Genomic DNA, 18,642 nt, shown 5'->3' with positions numbered 1-18,642 from the left:
CTCTCCATCCCTCGGGAGACGTTCATGACCGCCTCAGACCCGATCGCCCGCGCCCATGCCATGCCCTTCGGCTCCGTCATTATGGGCGACCAGGTGGCGCTCCGGCTCTGGGCACCGCTCGCCGACGCCGTTTCCGTGGAGCTCGACGGCGGCGAGCCCGTCCCCATGGACCCCATGGACGACGGCTGGTTCGAGGCCCGCGTGCCCGGCGCCGCCGGCCTTCGCTACCGCTTCGTCCTGCCGGACGGCACCCGCGTCCCCGATCCCGCCTCGCGCTTCCAGCCGGACGATGTCCTCGGACCGTCGGAGGTGGTCGACCCGCATGCCTACCGCTGGTCCGACGGCGCCTGGCAGGGCCGGCCCTGGCGGGAGGCGGTGATCTACGAACTCCACGTCGGCACGTTCACGCCGGAGGGCACGTTCCGCGCCGCGATCGACCGCCTCGACCATCTGGTCGACCTCGGCGTCACCGCCATCGAGCTGATGCCGGTCGGCGACTTCGGCGGCGACCGCAACTGGGGCTATGACGGGGTGCTGCCCTACGCGCCCGACAGCGCCTACGGCCGCCCGGACGACCTGAAGGCCCTCGTGGACGCCGCCCACCGGCGCGGCCTGATGGTCTTCCTCGACGTCATCTACAACCACTTCGGTCCGGAGGGGAATTTCCTGCCCCTCTACGCGCCCGTCTTCACCGACCGCCACAAGACCCCCTGGGGCGCCGGCATCAACTACGACGACGAGGGCAGCCGCTGGATCCGCGAGTTCGTGATCCACAACACCCTCTACTGGATCGAGGAATTCCACCTGGACGGCCTGCGCCTCGACGCCGTCCACGGCATCGTGGACGACAGCCCCAGGCACCTTCTCGACGAACTCGCCGAGCGCATCCGCGCCGCCGTCCCGGACCGGCCGGTCCACCTCGTCCTGGAGAACGAGGAGAACGAGGCCGAGCGCCTCGCCCGGCGGGACGACGATCCGGTCACGTACACCGCCCAGTGGAACGACGACGTCCACCACGTCCTCCACACCGCCGCCACCGGCGAGAACGCTGGCTACTACGCCGACTATCGCGGCAAGACCGATCTCCTCGGTCGCGCGCTCGCGGAGGGCTTCGCCTACCAGGGCGAGGAGATGCCCTATCGCGGCTCCGCTCGCGGCGAGCCGAGCGGGCACCTGCCGCCCACCGCCTTCGTGGCCTTCCTGCAGAACCACGACCAGATCGGCAACCGCGCCTTCGGCGACCGCATCACCGACAAGACGCCCGCCGAAGCCGTCCGGGCCGCCGCCTGCGTCTGCCTGCTGTCGCCCCAGGTGCCGCTGCTCTTCATGGGCGAGGAGTGGGCCGCCCGCCAGCCGTTCCCCTTCTTCGTCGGCTTCGAAGGCGACCTCGCCGACGCCGTCCGCGAGGGCCGCCGGTCCGAGTTCGCCCGCTTTCCGGAGTTCCAGGATCCCGAGCAGCGCGAGCGCATCCCGGACCCGGTCGCCGAGGCGACCTTCCGGTCGGCGAAGCTCGACTGGTCGGATCTCGACAGGGAGCCGCACAAGGGCTGGCACGACTGGTACCGCCGCGTCCTCGCCGTCCGCCACGCCGAGGTGGTGCCCCGGCTCGCCGGCCTGGACGGTCACGGCGCCGCCTACGAGATCGTCGCCGACGGCGCCGTCGCGGTCCGCTGGCGGCTCGGCGACGGCTCCACGCTCCACCTCCACTGCAACCTCTCGCCCGCCGAGGCCGCCGGCTTCCCGGAGCAGCCGGGCGAGGTGATCTGGCGGGAGGGCAGGGCGGATGGGCCGGACGGCGTGCTCGGCCCCTGGTCGGTCCGCTGGAGCGTGTCGCAAGCCGGTTGAACCCACGCCCGCGTCCCCGCCCGCCTCAGCGGGTGGGGAACCGCCCGGCCCGGTGGTACCGCTCCACCGCCACCAGCCCCCAGATCAGCCCGAAGGCCAGATACATGTGCCGCCAGTGGTCGGTGTCGATGATCCAGCCGACCAGGAGATGCAGCACGAATGAGACCAGCACGCACTGGGCGAACGGTTGCCACGGCCGCGGCTGGAAGGCCAGCGGCAGGCCCTTGACGAGCGTCATGGCCACCAGCGTCACATAGGCCGAGAAGCCGAGCCAGCCGTATTCCAGGATGCTCTTCAGGTAGGTGTTGTGGGTCGCCTCCACGAAGGCGAGCGGAAACTCGTACGGACCGATCCCGAGCGGATGCTCCGCCGAAAGGGCGAACCCCACCCAGTGGCGGGCGAACCGGCCGAGTTCCGCGCCGGTCTTGGCGTCATAGTCCTGCACCAGCTTGGCGCGCTGGACGAGGAGGTCCGACACCGCCGGGATCGACATCGCCACCGCGACGAGAACCGCCGCCGCCGCGATCCCCGCCGCGCCGAGCCCGATCAGCCGCAGCCGCGCCCGGTTGGTCGTGGCGGTGGCCGACACGACGGCGGCGAGGAGCGGCAGGCCGAACGCCAGCATCGCCCAGGCGGCCCGCGAGAAGCTGAGGAAGATCCCGATCGCCAGCACGGCGAGCATCGCGAGGGCGCCTAGGTTGCGCGCGAGCGGCGCCGTCATGATCCGCCGCGCGAGGATGAGGGCGGGCAGGAGCAGGAAGGGCCCGAACACGTTCGGGTCCTGAAAGGTCGCCTTGGCGCGGCCGTAGAGCAGGAACTGGTCCGATCCGGGCAGCAGGCGGAAATAGCCCAGGATGCCGATCGCCGACACCAGCACGGCCGTTCCCACATAGGTCCGCTCGATCACCCGGATCCGGCGCCAATCCTCCGCCACGAGGGCCGCGAACCAGACGGACGTCAGCCCCAGGAACAGGCTCACCGCCATGTAGAGCAGGCCGTCGGAGAACTTCTCCGGCCGGATCTGGGTCACCGACAGGAAGCCGCCGGCATTGTAGACGAGGACGAGCGCGAGAAGCGGCGCGAACGCCCCGCGCAGCTTCAGCCCGCCGAGGAAATAGAGCGGGATCAGCAGCGCCAGCGCCAGTTCGTAGGGCGCCGGCTCCACGATCACGAACCCGCCGAGGAAGACCGCGAACCACAGCCCGCCGTCCCTCAGAGCCTTCACCGACACGAGCCCGTAGGCGGACGGGGCGGACGAAGCGATCGCCGACATGCGTATGCGTCCCTCTCCGCCGTCGCTGGATCACCCGGCCCGCGGGCCCGGTATGGTGGCCCGTCAGTAGGCGTTGTCCTGGTTGAAGATGCGGATCGGCGTCAGCGCCAGGATGTAGAGATCGAACAGCACCGACCAGTTCTCGATGTAGTGGAGGTCGTAGTCCACGCGGGCGCGGATCTTCTCCGGGGCGTCGATCTCGCCGCGCAGGCCGTTCACCTGCGCCCAGCCGGTCACGCCGGGCTTCACCCGGTGGCGGGCGAAATAGCCGTCCACCACCTCCTCCCAGAGCTGGTCGTGGGTGTGGGCGTTCACCGCGTGGGGCCGCGGCCCCACCAGCGACAGGTCGCCCCGCAGCACGTTGAAGAGCTGCGGCAGCTCGTCGAGCGAGGTCTTGCGGATGATCCGGCCCACGCGCGTCACCCGCGGGTCGTCCCGGGTCACCACCTTCTTGGCGGCCGGGTCCGCCATGTCGGCGAACATGGAGCGGAACTTCCACACCGAGACCACCTCGTTGTTGAAGCCGTAGCGCTTCTGGCGGAACAGCACCGGGCCGCGCGAGTCCCACTTCACCGCCGCCGCCACCGCCAGGAACACCGGCGACAGCGCCACGATGGCGAGGCTCGCGATCGTCACGTCGAACACCCGCTTCACGATGCTGTCCCAGCCGCTGATCGGCTTGTCGAACACGTCGAGGAGCGGCACGCCGCCGATGTAGGAATAGCTGCGCGGCCGAAGCCGCAGGCGGTTGGCGTGGGCGCTCAGGCGGATGTCCACCGGCAGCACCCAGAGCTTCTTCAGCATCTGGAGGAGGCGCGTCTCCGCCGTCATCGGGATCGACACGATCACCAGGTCCACCGTCGCCGTGCGGGCGAACTCCACGAGGTCGTCCAGGGTGCCGAGCTTCGGATGGCCCGCCTGGCTCTCCGGGCTCCGGTCGTCCGCCCGGTCGTCGAAGATGCCGAGGATGGACACCTCGTTGGCGGCGGTGCGCTCCAGCGCCTCGATCAGCGCCTCCGCGTTCGGGCCGCCGCCCACCAGCACCGTCCGCCGCTGCAGCCGGCCTTCCGCCGTCAGCTGGTGGATGGCGGCCGAGACCGTCAGCGTGCTCGCGCCGAGCGTCGCCGCGCCCGTCAGGAACCACACCGCGAAGCCCCCGTGGGCCTCCGATCCGGTGCCGAGCAGCACCAGCAGCACCGCCGCGAACGCGATCGTCCAGGCCGCCAACGCCCGGGCGAGGCGCACCACCGGCCGGCGCAGCACGGCCAGTTCGTAGCCGCCCGCGATCCGGCTCGCCAGCACGGCCACCAGCGCCACGACCGTCACCACCGGCACGCGCCAGAGGCCGAGGTCGAGGCCTGCGCCGCCGGAGACCGCCAGGGTGGCGGCGAGCAGCGCCATCGCCTCGGCGGCGACCGCGACGCCGGTGACCACCGGGTGCGGGATCATCCGCTCGCGGGTTTCCGCCGCCCGGGTCCTGGCAAGCTCGCGGGCCGTGCGCTCCGAAGGTTCGGACGGGACCGCCCCGGCGGCGTCGAGGTGGGCGTGGTGGGACAGGCTTGTCATCTGGTCTCGCATTCCGAGGAGGCCGATCCGTTCACGATCGACGATCAAGATTGCCCTGGGCTGGCGAACGGGCGTCCCGCCCCGCCGGGAATCGACACCCCGCCCGGCAGCGCCTGTCCGCCGGAAGCGGCCGCGCCGCCGATCAGCGCGCCGCCGGTTGCCGGTTCGCCGGCGGTCGACCGGCGGCGGGCGTCCGCCAGCTCGGTGTAGAAGTCCTCGATGTCCGCCGACATCCGCTCCAGCGAGAAGCGCCCGGCGAGGTCGCGGCCGAACGCGGCCGCCTCGTCCCGGGCCGCCGTCTCGTTCCAGAGCGTGCGACTGATCGCGGCCGCGAGGGCAGGGGCGTCGCCCGGCTGCACCAGGGCGCCGGACCGGTCGCCGAAGATCTCCGGGATGCCGCCCACCCGGGTGGCGATCAGCGGGATCCGGGCGGCGATCGCCTCCAGCACCACATAGGGCATGGACTCCGCGAGGCTCGGCACCACCAGCACGCGGCCCTCCGCGAGCGCCTGCCGCGTCGGCAGCGGGTCCTTGAAGGTCACCCGGTTGTCGAAGCCGAGATCCCGCACCGTCCGCTCGTAGGCGGGCCGGTCCGGCCCGTCGCCGAGGAAGCGCACGGTCGGCGTGAGGTCATAGTCCTCGGCGAGGATCTTCAGGCTCTCGATGAGAACCTGCGGCCCCTTCAGGTCGCGCATCACGCCCATGTAGAGGAGGTCCGCCGCCCCCTCCACGGCCGTCACCGGCTCGTATTCCTCCGGCTTCAGCCCGTTCAGCACGCGCCGGACCGGCCGCTCCGGCCAGCTCACCTTGTCGCGGTAGCTGGTCTCCTCGTAGCCGGACACGAACACGAACCCGTCGGTCACGTTCTCCAGCATGCGCTCCAGGGTGAAGTAGGCGCGGCCCTCCCGGGTGCCGGCGTCGAAGTGCAGGCTGCCGCCGTGGGGGCAGTAGACCCGGAGCACGCGTCGCCCGAAGAAGCGCAGCGCCGTCCCGATCAGCCGCGCGTAGGCGCCGCCCTTCGCGCCGTGCCCGTGCAGCACGTCCAGCTCCAGCCCGCGCAGATGCGACAGCAGCCGGATCGTCGCCCGCACGTCGTCGGCCGAGACGCGCCGCTCCATCGGGAAGCGCCGCACGCCGAACGTCAGGCGCGGCGCGAGGTCGGCGATCACGCCGGCCTCGAACGCTCCTCCGGTGACGCTGTCGCAGATGATCCCCACCTGGTGGCCCGCCGCCTCCTGGGCGGTGGCGAGGTCCACGATGTGGCGGAAGATGCCGCCCACCGGGGAGCGGACGCAGTGAATGATGCGGAGAGGCTTGGGTCCGGGCATGAGCGGCGCATTCCATCGCGCTCCCGCTTCGATCGGGAGCTGATCTGCCCGCACATTGCCTCCGCACATGGAGCCAAGCGGTTAAATCCGTTGGCTTTTTCGCGCTAGGCTTACAAACATATGAACTTCAATATTAGAGACTCTCGCCCGTCGAAAACCATCAGATCAGGCGCTGGCGCACGCGCAGCACGTCGCCGGGGCGGACGGCGGCGGAGAGCGGCACGAGGCCGGTCATCACCTTGCCGTTCATCTGCCGGGTGATCTCCACCACGTCCTCCGAAGCGCGCGGCGTGAAGCCGCCCGCGATGGCGACGGCCGTCTGCACGGTGAGGCCGGTCACGTACACGTACTGCCCCGGCGCCCGCACCTCGCCCATGATGAAGAACGGCCGGTAGGTGTCCACCTCCACCGAGACGTCCGGGTCGCGCAGGAAGCCCTTCTTGAGGGCGCCGGCGATCGCGCCGCCCAGCTCCTGCGTGGTGCGGCCGCGCGCCCCCACCGGGCCGATCAGCGGCAGCGTCACGTGGCCCGCCTGGTCGACCGCGTAGGTGTTCGTCAGCGACGGCTGCTCGAACACGGTGATGCGCAGCCGGTCGCCGCTGTCCAGCCGGTAGGGCTCCGTCAGCGCGCTCACCAGCACCGGCCCGGGCAGCGGCTCGGACGAGCGGCAGCCCGCCAGCGAGGCGGCCATCAGGGTCAGGAAGGTGCGCCGATGCATGAGGCCGTTCACCCGTCGGAATGTTTTCGGCACCCTAGGCGGACATGGTTAACGAAGCGGAAACCGGCCCGCCCGCGGGGGTCCGTCCGTCAAGCTTCGTTAAGCCGGTCACCCCAATCCGACGGATGGTCTTAACAGAATGGAAACCATGTCGGCCGACACTCGCCTCACTCAGCGTACCCGAGGCATGTGTGATGATCGGTTCGACGGACGGACGGCCTGAGTTCGAGGACGACGTGGCCCTGGATCTTCCCGGGGTCCTCAAGGCCGTCTGGCGTCGCCGCCTGATGGTGGCGCTCACCACGGCCGTGTTCGGCCTCGGCACCTTCGCGACCCTCTCCGTCACGCCGCCGAGCTATCGCGCCGAGACCAAGATCCTCGTGGAGAACCGCGAGGTCGACCTGCGCCGCGACGGCTCCGCCGTCCCCGACAAGGCGGTCATCGACAAGGAGACGGTGGCGAGCCAGGTCCAGCTCCTCACCTCCCGCGATCTCGTCCGCCGGGTCGCCGAGAAGCACCGGCTCGCCGAGCGCGACGAGTTCGACGGCACCCGCCCGTCGCTCGTCTCCCGGGCGCTCGTCGCCGTCGGCCTCGGCAGCGACCCGATGCGCGTGTCCCCGGAGGAGCGCGTCCTCGACGCCTTCATGGAGCACACCGAGGTCTACCAGGTGGACGGCTCGCGCGTGCTCGTCATCCGCTTCGCGTCGGAGGACCGGGCGCTCGCCGCCGACGTCGCCAACTCCATCGCCGAGGAGTACATGGCGCTCCAGGGCGAGGCCAAGCGGCGCACCAGCGAGGACCAGACCCGCTGGCTCGGCGAGGAGATCGAGCGGCTGCGCGTCAAGGTCCGCGAGGCGGAGGAGGGCATCGAGGCCTACCGCACCGGCAAGGACCTGTTCGTCGGCGAGAACAACGCCACGCTCACCCGCCAGCAGATCACCGACCTCACCAACAGCCTGTCGGCCGCCCGCGCCGCCAAGGCGGAGGCCGACAGCCGCGCCCGCCAGCTGAAGAGCCTCCTCGATCGCCAGTCCAGCCTGGACAACGCCGCCGACGTCCTCGACAGCGACACCTACCGCTCGCTCCGCGCCCGCGAGATCGCGCTCCGCAACCGCCTGTCGGAACTGTCCGTCACCCTGCTGCCCGGCCACCCGCAGGTGCGCGCCGTCCAGTCGCAGATCGCCGACATCACCGTCCAGCAGACCGCCGAGGCCCGCCGCGTCCTCGCGTCCCTGCAGAACGACGCGCGCATCGCCGACGCCCGCGTCGCCTCCCTCACCACCGAGCTCGACGCCCTCAAGGGCGCCTCCGCCGTCGACGCCGAGAGCGAGGTCCAGCTCCGCGCCCTGGAGCGCGAGGCCGCCTCCCAGCGCGACCTTCTCTCCGGCCTCCTGGTGCGCTACCGCGAGGCGGTGGCCCGCCAGGGCGCGGCCGTGCTGCCGGCGGACGCGCGGGTCATCTCCCGCGCCTCCATGCCGGCCGAGCCCACCTTCCCGAAGGTCGGCCCGCTCACCCTGATGGCGACGGTCGCCGGCTTCCTCCTCGCCATCGCGTGGATCGTCACCGGCGAGTTCCTCGGCGGCCGCGCGCTCCGCCGCATCCCGGTCAACGTGGGCGGCCCGATCTCCCGCGAGGCGGCCGCCGAGGCCATCCGCGACCTCGAGGCCGCCTCCCGCGAGCCCGGCGCCCATGCGCCGGAGACCGCGCCCGCCTTCCACCCCGTCGAGGTGCCGGAGGTGGTGCCCGACCCGCTCGTCATCTCCGCCGCCGACCTGGAGCCCACCGACGACCCGCGCGTCATGCGCTTTCGCGCCGCCGTCGGCCGCGCCGCCGCCGCCCGCGCGCCCCACCGGGCCCGGTCCCACGAACCCGCCGGTCCGGACGCCGCCGACCTCCACACCGTGCTCGTCAGCGAGGGCACCAGCCGCGTGGTCGTCACCGGCGCCACCAGCGCCGACGCCGTGGAGCGCGTGGTCGCCGACTTCGCCCGCCTCGCTACCGCCGAGGGCGCCCGCGTGGTGGTGGTCGACACCGTGCCCGGCCACGCCGGCGCCGACGGCCCCGGCCTGTCCGACCTCATCACCGGCGCGTCCGCGTTCGACGACATCATCCGCCGCAACCCGCTCACCCGCGCCCACGAGATCGGCGTCGGCACCCGCCCGCTCCACCCGGAGGAGCTCGCCGGCGAGGAGATCGACACCGTGCTGACGGCGCTCGCCCACACCTACGACGTGGTCGTCCTCGACCTCGGCCTCATCGAGCCGGATCCCCTCTGGTTCTCCCTCATCGCCACCGCCGACCACACCATCCTGGTCGGCGACGCGACCGATCCGGACGTCCTCCGGATCCACGACCTGATGGTCGAAGGCGGCATCGCGCCGGTGTCGATCATCCCCCTGTCCGACGCCACCCTCCACGCCGCCGCCTGAAGGCCCGCCGGACACGAAAGAGACAAGACCCGCCTACGCAGCCGATATTTAAGAGAGTGAGACGAATGGAGCGCCCGCTGGTCGTTTGACCGGCGGGCGTTTTTCTGTGGAGGACCACTTCTGACAGCAAGTTGCCCTTGTGCGCCACTTTGTCGCTATTACATTCCACTGGACACCACTCAATCGAGGCGCTTGCTGATGTCTACTCAAGGAGGGCGGAAACCGCCCCAGGTTCCGCTTTCCGGCCTTTTCGGCACTTCCATCAATACCGTGCCCGGCGTTCCGCCAACGCCGTCGACGGAGCTCGTTGAGTCGATCAGGCGGCGTGGGTCGTGGAACGAGCGATTCAGACATTGGGAGCGCCCCGAGAGCACGACCGAGACGAAACGGATCGAGCGCGCCCGCAATATGGTCCAGGAGGCACTAGCAAATAACGAGTGGCTCAACCGCGAAGGCTGTCGGCTTGCGCAACAGGGCAGCTTCACGAATCGCACTAACACTCGAGGCGAAAGCGACATCGACCTCCGCGTCCAGCATCCCAGTCTGGTGATCAGGTACGGCGATGGTGTCAACACCGACTTGGCATACAACGCAATGGCCTACTACGACACGGGACGCCCGTTCCAATCCATTCTTGCCGAAATGAGGAAGCACATCGTAACCGACTTGGTTGGGTCATTCGGACGGGCGGCTGTTGACGACACCGGCAAAAGAGCGATCCGCGTTAATGGCCTTGAGGGCAGCAGGGCGGAAGTAGACGTGGTTCCCGCCTTCACCCTCCACTTCATACGCCGGGGCTTTTCGTTGATGCAACCATACATTACAACCGAGGGCGTTGGTCTGTTAAACCCACCGGCGGACTGGACCTTCAATTTTCCCGATCTCCACATCGCCAACGGCCGGTCCAAGCGCCAGCGCACCGGTCTGCAGTTCAAGCGCGTCGTTCGCATCATCAAGCGTATGCAGTCGGACATGATGGCCTACGAAGCCACCGATAAGCGAGTGCCATCGTTCCTGATCGAGTGCCTGGTCCATTCCGTCGAGGACGGTTTTTTCAACGTCGAAGATGATGACCGCTACGGGCGCGTCAAACGGGTGCTCGAGCGCATCGCTTATCTGATTAATGGGGAGGCACATACCTTCCGGTTGCTCGAAATAAACGACGTGAAACTTTTGTTTGGCTCTCATCAAGGGTGGCGCTTGCAGGACGCGCAGGAATTTGTCGCTTCGGCCTTAGCTCATCTGGGCGACGCTTAATGTGGCATCTGCTTTCGGCGCGTTTGCAAGTAATAATCGTCGGGGCGGCAACCATAGTGGTTGTCTACGGCATCAATGCCCTAATGACGCATTTGACTGAGAAGCACGCGGGCTTTTGGAACTATTTGTCGCTGGCGGCAACAATTATCACCACCGGTCTGGTGATTGCCGCCCAGTTTTTATGGTTTAAGCTCGTCAGCTGGGTACCATGGTTACAGACTAAGACTTTTCCGAACCTTAACGGGACGTGGAACGGTTTTATGCACTCGACTTACAAGGTCCCCGGGACCGGCGAGGCGTGGCCTCCGATCTTGACGACAATCACGATTCGCCAAACACTTTTCTCGATCAGCGTCACTATGAAATCGGGTGAATCGACGTCGTACTCGAGTCGGGAGACGCTTGAGGCGGATTACGCGAACAAGCGATTCCGGGTTTGGTACAGTTACTCGAACGAGCCCAAGGCGGCGGTCCGGGATCGCAGCGCTCCCCACAATGGCGTCGCCTTCCTGGAAATTGACTGGGACGACAACCAGAACAGGCTTGTTGGTCGCTACTACAATGATCGGGGATCGAGCGGCGATATGAATATAGAGCGAGCAAACAGGACGTAATCGGCTTCGTCTACTCCGGATGCGCTTCGAGATAGAGCTCGTTATTAGCTGGAGGTCTAGCGGGCACCAGGGTCAACGTCTGAACTCTTGAACTTTATACTACTACCGTCGCATTGTTGAGTTATCGGAGCGCCGCAGCTGCCGGAACTTCGCCGGCAGCCAGCGCTGCTGGCAGCGTAACGAGTGCAGTACCACGATTGCCCTCCGCCTAGGCCAATAGGGCAGGATCGGTGACCGCTCCTGGCGCATCGATCACTTCCAAAATCCCCGCCTAACCCTTTGCACCCACCCGTACACCCCCGGGTGCCGCCCCAGCCACGCCCTCGCGCGGCGCTTGGCCTCCACCGCGCCCAGCGCCATGGCGCCGAGGGTCGTCAGGGGCACGGCGGTGTCGTGGAGCGGGGTTTCCTCGTCGATCCACGAGCGCTTGTAGCGCGCGTCGCCGATGCCGAAGTCGAACAGGGCGAAGCCGCGGGCGGCGGCGTCCTCGATCAGGTGGTGGTTGATGAAGTCGCCGGGGCTGAGGTGGGCGTGCTCGTCGAGCTCGACCGAGTTCATCATGCCGTGGAGCGCCGGCCCGTGGGCGGCCACGAAGAAGGTGGCGCGCAGGGTGCCGGCCGTCTCCAGGAGGTAGACGTCGAAGAGGCCGCGGTCGGTCGTAAAGGCGCGGTCGATCAGGCTGTGGAACCAGGGCAGGGTGCCGGGGGCCGCGAACACGTCGGGCAGGCCCTGGTCGGCGAAGCGCGCCGCCTTCTGCTGGGCGAAGGCGTCGAGCGCCCGGTGCGCCTCCCCGGCGTCGGCGGCGCGGCGCACGGTGGCGCCGCCCAGCGGCTCGTAGCCGCGCGCCTGCTGGCGCAGCCGCTTGCGCTTCTTCGCGCCGTTGTGGCGGGCGAGCACCGCCTCGAAGCCGTCCGTCAGGTCCACCCGGTAGGTGGCGTGGGCGGACCGGCGCGAGGCGCCGTCCACGAACGGGTTGGGGCGCCCGTCCAGGTGCTCCGGCAGGCCGGTCAGGTGCACGAGGTCCACGCCCGCGCCCCGGTCGGCGAGGGCGCTGAGCGCCGCCCGCGCGTCCGCCGCCGTCAGGGCGGAGAGGGCGGCCGGGTGGATCAGCGCCGTGTTCACCGTGGCGTGGCTGCCGCCCGGAAAGCGCGCCACCGTCACCGGCCCGGCGCGGGTCACCGCCAGCGGCAGCACGAAGGCGGGGCCGTCCGGCCGGTGGGCGGTCAGCACCAGCGGCGCGGCCTTCTGGTGCCGGCCGAGGGTGTCGAACCAGGCCGCCACCATGTCGAACCGCTGGAAGGGCGCGCCGCCGCACGCCGCCTCCACGGTGCGCCACGCCGGCTCGGCCGTGTCCAGCGCCCGGTGGATCGTCACCGTCAGGGGGGAGGGGGCCGCCGCCGCCGTCTCGTCCGGCGTCCACGGGATGTGAGTGGCGACCATCGGGTCCGCGCTCCGGTCATATGGAATGATCGGAATATGTTACGCGCGCGATCTCAACAGTCCGTTGCGGCCCGTCAGGCCTTGGGGGCCGGGTCGCGCCGGCCGATCAGCCAGATCAGGAAGGCGGCGGGCGGCACCCACAGGAGGCCGCCGACGGCGTAGAAGGCCAGCTGCGTCCAGCCGCTCGATCCGGGAAGGATGGCGGCGGCGAACACCACCACCAGGAAGGGATAGGTCACCACCAGGAGGACGAGGAGCATGGCTCCGATCAGCTTGCGCAGGCGCGGGGGCATCAGGCGTCTCCGTTCCGGTCGGCCGAGCCGATAGCACCCCGGCCCGCCGGCGAAAAGCCCCGCGACCGGTCGCCGCGCTCCTTTCTCGGCGCGCGGCCGCGCCATAAGTGTGCTAACACCCGTGCCGCACCGCGAAAAGACAACCTCGGCCCCGACCCATGCCCCTCACCGCCACCTATCGATCCGTCCCGTCCGCGTCGGCGAACGCCCATGGCGACCGCCTCGTCCGCATCTGGCTCTGGGTCATCGCGGCCTTCGTGTTCGCCATGGTGGTGGTCGGCGGCGCCACGCGCCTCACCGAGAGCGGCCTCTCCATCACCGAGTGGAAGGTCATCCACGGCATCCTGCCGCCGCTCACCCACGCCGACTGGCTGGTGGAGTTCGAGAAGTACAAGCGCATCCCCGAGTACCAGCAGATCAACAAGGGCATGAGCCTGTCCGACTTCCAGTTCATCTACTGGTGGGAATACGGCCATCGCCTTCTCGGCCGCGTCATCGGCTTCGTCTTCCTCCTGCCCTTCCTGTGGTTCGCCGTGCGCGGCTACATTCGCCGCGACATGCTCGGCCGCATCGGCCTCCTGTTCGTGCTCGGCGGCATCCAGGGCGCCATCGGCTGGTGGATGGTGGCGAGCGGCCTCACCGAGCGCACCGACGTCAGCCAGTACCGGCTCGCCACGCATCTCACCTTCGCGTGCATCATCTTCGCCGCCACGGTCTGGATCGCCGAGGGCTTCCGCGCCGTGAAGCCGGCGCTCGCCGAGCCCGCCGGCCTCGGCACCCTCGCCAAGGCGGTGGTCGTCCTCACCCTGGCGCAGATCTTCCTCGGCGGCCTCGTCGCCGGCCTCGACGCCGGCACCATCTACAACACGTGGCCGCTCATGGAGGGCCGCCTCGTGCCGGACGGGCTCCTCTTCCAGAACCCCTGGTGGATCAACTTCTTCGAGAACCACATGACGGTGCAGTTCGTGCACCGGATCGGCGCCTACACCCTGTTCGCGCTCGCCTTCGTGCAGTGGATGGCCGTCTCCGCGCTCGCCGCCGACAGGGCCCGCGCCCGCGCCGCCGGCCTCGTGTTCGGCCTCGTCACCGTGCAGGCGATCGTCGGCATCGCGACCCTCGTCCACGTAGTGCCGCTCGGCCTCGCGCTCGTCCACCAGGGCCTCGCCGTGGTGGTGCTCGCCGCCGCCGTCGTCCACGCCCGCCGCCTGCACGACAGCCGCGCCGGCTGGCCCGCGCCCGTCGCCGCCGAAGCCCCCGCCCGCGCCCCGGTCCCCACCGCCGTCTGACCGGGGGAGGGCGCGTCAGGCCGCCAGCCGCGCCCGCGGATCCTCGCCGAACCGGTTCGGCCCGTCCGTCCCCGGCATCAGCGCCAGGTCCGTGATCGCCCACGCCAGCACCGCCAGCGCCGCGTAGTGCGCCAGCGGCGCCGGCCCGGCCAGCGCCTCGATCGCCAGCACCAGCACCGGCCCGATCACCATCGCGACGAGCGCCCCGCCCGAGCGGTCCAGGTCGTGCAGCCGCTTCACCGCCAGCGCGCTGAAGGCGATCAGCCCCACCGCGCCGGCGAACACGATCCCGTAGAGATGCGCCATCGGCAGGAAGCCGCGCGGCAGCATGGCCGGCGCCAGCTCGAACACCAGCACCTCCTGCAGCGCCGCCACGGCGGCCAGCATCAGCATGCCCGCGTTGAACAGCCCGCGCGACACGCGTCCCCTGAACCCGAACAGCACTTCCGTGGCGGTCATCGAAGCGTCCTCGCCCTTGTGACAAGTCACAACGAAACGTACGGACCTCTCAACGCGCCGGATTAGACGAAAGTTCAGGAGATTCGTGCGCAGCCGCCGCTCACAGCCCCAGGCGTGGCGCCTCGATGGCCGGGCAGCGGTCCATCACCACCGTCACGCCCGCCGCCTCGCCGCGCCGCGCGCCGTCCTCGTTCACGACGCCGAGCTGCAGCCACACCACCTTCGGTTTCGGCTCCAGGGCCAGAGCCTCGTCGATCACCGCGCCGGCGGCGTCGGAGTTGCGGAACACGTCCACCATGTCCACCGGCTCCGGCAGGTCCTTCAGCGAGGCGTACACCGTCGCCCCGTGGATCGTCTTGCCGGCGAGCCCCGGGTTGATCGGGTGCACCCTGTAGCCCCGCCGCAGCAGGAAGCCCAGCACGCCGTAGGACGCCCGCGCCGGGTTGTTGCTCGCGCCCACCAGGGCGATCGTCTTCGTGTCGGTCAGGATGGACCGGATCTCGTCGTCCGTCTTGCCGTCGATCCCCATCGCGTCCTCGCTCCTATCGGCCGATCCCATCGTCAGGCCTGAAACGCCGCCCCGCCGCCGCCGGTTGCCGCCCACCGCCGGGGAGGGCGGTCGCGGCGAAGCGGTCCTCAGACCCACTCGCCCTTGCGCATCACCGGCTCCTCGGCGCCGTCGGCCATGATGCCGTCCACGTCCACCTCGCCGGATCCGATCATCCAGTCGATGTGGATGACGCTCTGGTTCGCACCCTTCGCCGCCAGGTCCTCCTGCGAGAGGCCCGCGCCGCCGCCCACGAAGCACTTCGAATAGGCCTGCCCCAGCGCGATGTGGCTGGAGGCGTTCTCGTCGTAGAGCGTGTTGTAGAAGAGCAGCCCGCTGCGCGAGATCGGCGAGGAATGCGGCACCAGCGCCACTTCGCCCAGCCGGCGCGCGCCCTCGTCCGTCTCCAGCACCTTGGCCAGCACGTCCGCCCCCTTGGAGGCCGTCGCCTCCACGATCCGCCCGCCCTCGAACCGCACCGCGATGTCCTCGATCAGGGTGCCCTGGTAGGAGAGCGGCTTGGTGGAGCGCACATAGCCCTCCACCCGATCCTTGTGGGGTGTGGTGAACACCTCTTCGGTCGGGATGTTGGCGTTGCAGGTCTGGCCGTTCTTGGCGGTCGCCGACCCGCCGCACCACTCGTGGTCGTCCGCGAGGCCCACGGTCAGGTCCGTGCCCGGCCCGCGGAAGCGGATCGCCGCGAAACGGCGGGCGTTCAGCGCGTCCATGCGCCGGTGCAGCTCGCCATTGTGCCGGTCCCACTCGGCCACCGGGTCCGCCGCGTCGATGCGCGAGGCCGCGAAGATGGCGTCCCACAGCTTGGCCACCGCCTTCTCCTCGGTGTCGTCCGGGAACATGGCCTTGGCCCAGGCGGGCGTCGCGTAGGACACGATGGTCCAGTTGATGTCGAAGTTCACGATCGGCTGCATGGCCGGCATGTAGGCGGCGCTGTTGGCCTTGTTCGCCCGCGCCACCTTGTCCGGATCCTGCCCGGCGAGAAGGCTCGGGTTCGCGCCCGAGATGGCGAGCCGCGCCGCGCCCGCCTTGTAGGCCTCCGCCATGCCGGCATAGAGCCAGTCCGGCGCCGTGTCGAACGCCCCGTCCGTTCCGTGCCGATAGCGCGCGAGCGTCGCCTCGTCGTCGCCGTAGAGGGTGGTGACGAGGCTCGCGCCGGCCTTGTAGGCCTCCTCGGTGATCTTGCGCACCAGCGGCTGCGCCTCGATCGGCGCGGTCATCACCAGCTGCTGCCCCGCCTTCAACCCCAACCCCACCTTCACGGCCACTTCGGCCAGTTTCTCAAGACGGGTATCGTTGGGACGGCGAGACGGGGCGTTCATGGGCGGGGTCTCCGAGGACTGGTGATCCCCAAGATATAAGCCGCCCCACCGCCCTTGTCAGCCGCGGCGCGGGCCACGAACCGGCCGCGCCTTCAGGCCGGCTGCCTGTCCGTCCGCTCGATACAGCCGGTGGAGCGCTCTCGGCACCGCCCGGATGGTCGCCGTCTACTCCCGGTCGTCACCCCGGCGAAAGCCGGGGTCCAACCGTCCCCCGTACACCCGCGACCGCACCAACGACCCACGTCGGCTGGATCCCGGCTTTCGCCGGGATGACGGCAAACCAGAACCGTATGCGATCAAACCAACGCAGGACCTTCACCCCCCAACCACCTCGATCGTCATGGTCCGCGCAGGCGGACCACCCACGCATTCTCCGTCACCCCACCCCTCACGCCGGCTCGGCGGCCCGCATTCCCTGCATGGCCCGGTGCGCCGGCCGTCCCTGGCACGCCGCCATCCATGCACCCAGCGCCGGCAGCCCCTCGAACAGGTCCGGGGCGGGCTGCACATAGCGCATCACCTCCGCGACGATCAGGTCGGCGATGGTGAACCGCCCGCCCACCAGGTGGCCGCCGCCGGCCGCCAGCGCCGCGTCCAGCTGCTCCATCCGCGGTCGCAGCGCCGCCTTCGCGGCCGCCACCGCCGCCTCGTCGCCATTTCCGGGCGCCGCGTCGGCCACGTTGAGCACGATCGTCACCGCATGCGCCTCGCACTGGGTCGCCGCCCAGAGCATCCAGTTCAGCGTCAGCGCCTCCTCGTCGAGGGACGACGGGGCGAGCGGCCCGCCGTGCTTGCGCGCAAGATGGAAGCAGATGGCGAGGCTTTCCGTCATCACCAGCCCGTCGTCCACCACCGCCGGGATCTGCCCGGCCGGGTTGATCGCCAGGAAAGCCGGCGTGCGCGTGTTCATCGGCGCGTCCGGCGCCAGCGGATCGGCCACCCTACGCGCCTGGGTCACCGGCACATGCTCGAACGGCACCCCCAGTTCCAGGCAGGTCCACATCACCCGCGCCGCGCGCGACCGCGCCACGCCATAGAGGGTCAGGGTCACGATGCCGTCTCCTTGCAGTCAACCGACACCGCACCAGACCGCCTGCCGCGTCTCCGGTCAAGCCCGCGCGCCGGCCGCCGGCCCGGTCGTCCCCATCCGCCGTCCGCCGTTCTCCGCCCGGTTCGGTCTTCTCACCCCGCCCGGCCATGCTATCCTCGCTCCCATGAACATCCGGAGCATCATCGCCGCCGACGGACTGCCCCGCCGCGCCTTCACGGTCGCGGAGGTGGAGCGCATGGTCGAGGTCGGCTTGATCGAGGAGGGCGAGCGCGTCGAGCTCGTCGAAGGGGAACTCATCCCGATGTCGCCCAAGGGCAATGAGCACGAGATTGTCAAAAGCGCTTTGAACATCCGTCTCGCGCGCCTTTGCCCGCCCGACCTGATGTTCGTTCCGGAAACCACTTTGCGGCTATCGGCGGAGACGTTCCTGGAGCCGGATTTCGTCATCATGAGCCGCGCCACCGGGATCCGCGGACTGACAGCCGCAACGGCACTGCTCGTGATCGAGATCGGCGTCTCGTCGCTCGCCTACGATCTCGGCCGCAAGGCCCGCATCTACGCCGCTTTCGGCGTTCCGGAACTCTGGGTCATCGACGCCGGATCGCGGATCGTCCACGTCCACCGGCGTCCCGGCCCTGATGGGTACGCCGACATCACCCCCTGGCACGCCGACCACCTCATCCGCCCCGAGCAAGCCCCCGCCTTCACCCTCCGCCTCGCGGACCTCGACCTGTCGGACTAGGGCGGACGGTCCGACCTCGCCGGGTCCGACCTCGCCGGGGGCATGCTCCGACCTCGCCGGCCAACCGACCGCACCATCACCCGCGACCGTGGGAAATTCCCCCCGTCGGCTGGATCCCGGCTTCCGCCGGGATGACGATCGAGCGTTCGGCGGCCGACCAGCGAAGCTCGCCCGCTCCGCCCCGGTTGTCACCCCGGCGAACGCCGGGGCCCAACCGACCGCACCATCACCCGAAACCGTGGGAAATTCCCCCCGTCGGCTGGATCCCGGCTTCCGCCGGAATGACGATCGAGCGTTCGGCGGCCGACCAGCGAAGCTCGCCCGCTCCGACCCAGGTCGTCACCCCGGCGAACGCCGGGGCCCAACCGACCGCACCATCACCCGCGACCGTGGGAAATTCCCCCCGTCGGCTGGATCCCGGCTTCCGCCGGGATGACGATCGAGCGTTCGGCGGCCG

16 protein-coding genes are annotated in these 18,642 nt (G+C 69.8%); 6 read left to right on the top strand and 10 right to left on the bottom strand.

The window, feature by feature from the left end:
- Positions 1-24: 24 nt before the first annotated feature.
- Positions 25-1,845, top strand: a complete 1,821-nt coding sequence (gene treZ / locus HND91_RS13795) for a malto-oligosyltrehalose trehalohydrolase (protein WP_425485458.1) — start codon at positions 25-27, stop codon at positions 1,843-1,845.
- A gap of 25 nt (positions 1,846-1,870) precedes the next feature.
- Here the strand turns inward: treZ and HND91_RS13790 are convergent, their stop codons facing one another.
- From HND91_RS13790 to HND91_RS13775, 4 genes are all read right to left on the bottom strand, one after another.
- On the bottom strand, positions 1,871-3,118 hold the full coding sequence (locus HND91_RS13790; protein WP_181707173.1) for an O-antigen ligase family protein: 1,248 nt from the start codon (positions 3,116-3,118) through the stop codon (positions 1,871-1,873).
- 63 nt (positions 3,119-3,181) lie between these two features.
- Positions 3,182-4,684: an undecaprenyl-phosphate glucose phosphotransferase gene (locus HND91_RS13785; RefSeq protein ID WP_343057341.1), complete on the bottom strand. Its 1,503-nt coding sequence runs from the start codon at positions 4,682-4,684 to the stop codon at positions 3,182-3,184.
- A 44-nt stretch (positions 4,685-4,728) separates the two neighbouring features.
- Positions 4,729-6,012, bottom strand: a complete 1,284-nt coding sequence (locus tag HND91_RS13780; protein ID WP_181707171.1) for a glycosyltransferase family 4 protein — start codon at positions 6,010-6,012, stop codon at positions 4,729-4,731.
- Between the two features lie 160 nt (positions 6,013-6,172).
- On the bottom strand, positions 6,173-6,730 hold the full coding sequence (locus HND91_RS13775; protein WP_181707170.1) for a polysaccharide biosynthesis/export family protein: 558 nt from the start codon (positions 6,728-6,730) through the stop codon (positions 6,173-6,175).
- Positions 6,731-6,924: 194 nt separating this feature from the next.
- Between HND91_RS13775 and HND91_RS23075 the strand changes: the two genes are divergently transcribed.
- From HND91_RS23075 to HND91_RS13760, 3 genes are all read left to right on the top strand, one after another.
- On the top strand, positions 6,925-9,159 hold the full coding sequence (locus HND91_RS23075) for a GumC family protein (RefSeq protein ID WP_181707169.1): 2,235 nt from the start codon (positions 6,925-6,927) through the stop codon (positions 9,157-9,159).
- A 198-nt stretch (positions 9,160-9,357) separates the two neighbouring features.
- The gene (locus HND91_RS13765) at positions 9,358-10,416 is read left to right on the top strand and encodes a nucleotidyltransferase-like protein (protein WP_181707168.1); all 1,059 of its coding nucleotides are present in this window, start codon (positions 9,358-9,360) and stop codon (positions 10,414-10,416) included.
- Positions 10,416-11,030 (top strand): Cap15 family cyclic dinucleotide receptor domain-containing protein, encoded by a 615-nt coding sequence (locus HND91_RS13760; protein ID WP_181707167.1) that lies wholly within the window; start codon positions 10,416-10,418, stop codon positions 11,028-11,030. Before HND91_RS13765 ends, HND91_RS13760 begins: the two co-directional genes overlap by 1 nt.
- A gap of 252 nt (positions 11,031-11,282) precedes the next feature.
- On the opposite strand, the gene HND91_RS13755 is transcribed toward HND91_RS13760, so the two are convergent.
- Both HND91_RS13755 and HND91_RS13750 read right to left on the bottom strand, forming a co-directional pair.
- A complete protein-coding gene (locus tag HND91_RS13755; RefSeq protein WP_181707166.1) occupies positions 11,283-12,470 on the bottom strand; it encodes a GNAT family N-acetyltransferase in 1,188 nt (395 codons plus the stop codon).
- A 74-nt stretch (positions 12,471-12,544) separates the two neighbouring features.
- A complete protein-coding gene (locus HND91_RS13750; protein ID WP_181707165.1) occupies positions 12,545-12,763 on the bottom strand; it encodes a DUF2842 domain-containing protein in 219 nt (72 codons plus the stop codon).
- A 158-nt stretch (positions 12,764-12,921) separates the two neighbouring features.
- Here HND91_RS13750 and HND91_RS13745 point away from each other — a divergent pair, with 158 nt between their 5' ends.
- Positions 12,922-14,049, top strand: coding sequence for a COX15/CtaA family protein (locus HND91_RS13745; RefSeq protein WP_181707164.1), 1,128 nt, complete (start codon positions 12,922-12,924; stop codon positions 14,047-14,049).
- Between the two features lie 15 nt (positions 14,050-14,064).
- Here the strand turns inward: HND91_RS13745 and HND91_RS13740 are convergent, their stop codons facing one another.
- The 4 genes from HND91_RS13740 to HND91_RS13725 all read right to left on the bottom strand — a co-directional run bounded on the left by HND91_RS13740 (position 14,065) and on the right by HND91_RS13725 (position 17,446).
- Complete coding sequence (locus HND91_RS13740; protein WP_181707163.1) at positions 14,065-14,508, bottom strand: DUF805 domain-containing protein; 444 nt, start codon at positions 14,506-14,508, stop codon at positions 14,065-14,067.
- Positions 14,509-14,608: 100 nt separating this feature from the next.
- Positions 14,609-15,037 carry a CoA-binding protein gene (locus HND91_RS13735; protein WP_181707162.1) on the bottom strand — a complete coding sequence of 143 codons (429 nt, stop codon included), beginning with the start codon at positions 15,035-15,037 and terminating at the stop codon, positions 14,609-14,611.
- A 107-nt stretch (positions 15,038-15,144) separates the two neighbouring features.
- A complete protein-coding gene (locus HND91_RS13730) occupies positions 15,145-16,392 on the bottom strand; it encodes an aminopeptidase (RefSeq protein ID WP_181707161.1) in 1,248 nt (415 codons plus the stop codon).
- Positions 16,393-16,780: 388 nt separating this feature from the next.
- Positions 16,781-17,446: a glutathione S-transferase N-terminal domain-containing protein gene (locus tag HND91_RS13725; protein ID WP_181707399.1), complete on the bottom strand. Its 666-nt coding sequence runs from the start codon at positions 17,444-17,446 to the stop codon at positions 16,781-16,783.
- Positions 17,447-17,606: 160 nt separating this feature from the next.
- On the opposite strand from HND91_RS13725, the gene HND91_RS13720 reads away from it, so the two are divergent.
- Positions 17,607-18,185 (top strand): Uma2 family endonuclease, encoded by a 579-nt coding sequence (locus tag HND91_RS13720; protein ID WP_181707160.1) that lies wholly within the window; start codon positions 17,607-17,609, stop codon positions 18,183-18,185.
- Positions 18,186-18,642: the final 457 nt, after the last annotated feature.

It is taken from the genome of Chthonobacter rhizosphaerae (assembly GCF_013839525.1).
GTDB lineage: Bacteria > Pseudomonadota > Alphaproteobacteria > Rhizobiales > Pleomorphomonadaceae > Chthonobacter > Chthonobacter rhizosphaerae.
This window is presented reverse-complemented; position numbering and strand designations above follow the sequence as displayed.

Bases quoted from the DNA above. Each gene is read 5' to 3' on its own strand.
- treZ (WP_425485458.1), top strand. From the start codon at position 25: ATGACCGCCTCAGACCCGATCGCCCGCGCCCATGCCATGCCCTTCGGC.
- HND91_RS13790 (WP_181707173.1), bottom strand. From the start codon at position 3,118: ATGTCGGCGATCGCTTCGTCCGCCCCGTCCGCCTACGGGCTCGTGTCG.
- HND91_RS13785 (WP_343057341.1), bottom strand. From the start codon at position 4,684: ATGACAAGCCTGTCCCACCACGCCCACCTCGACGCCGCCGGGGCGGTC.
- HND91_RS13780 (WP_181707171.1), bottom strand. From the start codon at position 6,012: ATGCCCGGACCCAAGCCTCTCCGCATCATTCACTGCGTCCGCTCCCCG.
- HND91_RS13775 (WP_181707170.1), bottom strand. From the start codon at position 6,730: ATGCATCGGCGCACCTTCCTGACCCTGATGGCCGCCTCGCTGGCGGGC.
- HND91_RS23075 (WP_181707169.1), top strand. From the start codon at position 6,925: ATGATCGGTTCGACGGACGGACGGCCTGAGTTCGAGGACGACGTGGCC.
- HND91_RS13765 (WP_181707168.1), top strand. From the start codon at position 9,358: ATGTCTACTCAAGGAGGGCGGAAACCGCCCCAGGTTCCGCTTTCCGGC.
- HND91_RS13760 (WP_181707167.1), top strand. From the start codon at position 10,416: ATGTGGCATCTGCTTTCGGCGCGTTTGCAAGTAATAATCGTCGGGGCG.
- HND91_RS13755 (WP_181707166.1), bottom strand. From the start codon at position 12,470: ATGGTCGCCACTCACATCCCGTGGACGCCGGACGAGACGGCGGCGGCG.
- HND91_RS13750 (WP_181707165.1), bottom strand. From the start codon at position 12,763: ATGCCCCCGCGCCTGCGCAAGCTGATCGGAGCCATGCTCCTCGTCCTC.
- HND91_RS13745 (WP_181707164.1), top strand. From the start codon at position 12,922: ATGCCCCTCACCGCCACCTATCGATCCGTCCCGTCCGCGTCGGCGAAC.
- HND91_RS13740 (WP_181707163.1), bottom strand. From the start codon at position 14,508: ATGACCGCCACGGAAGTGCTGTTCGGGTTCAGGGGACGCGTGTCGCGC.
- HND91_RS13735 (WP_181707162.1), bottom strand. From the start codon at position 15,037: ATGGGGATCGACGGCAAGACGGACGACGAGATCCGGTCCATCCTGACC.
- HND91_RS13730 (WP_181707161.1), bottom strand. From the start codon at position 16,392: ATGAACGCCCCGTCTCGCCGTCCCAACGATACCCGTCTTGAGAAACTG.
- HND91_RS13720 (WP_181707160.1), top strand. From the start codon at position 17,607: ATGAACATCCGGAGCATCATCGCCGCCGACGGACTGCCCCGCCGCGCC.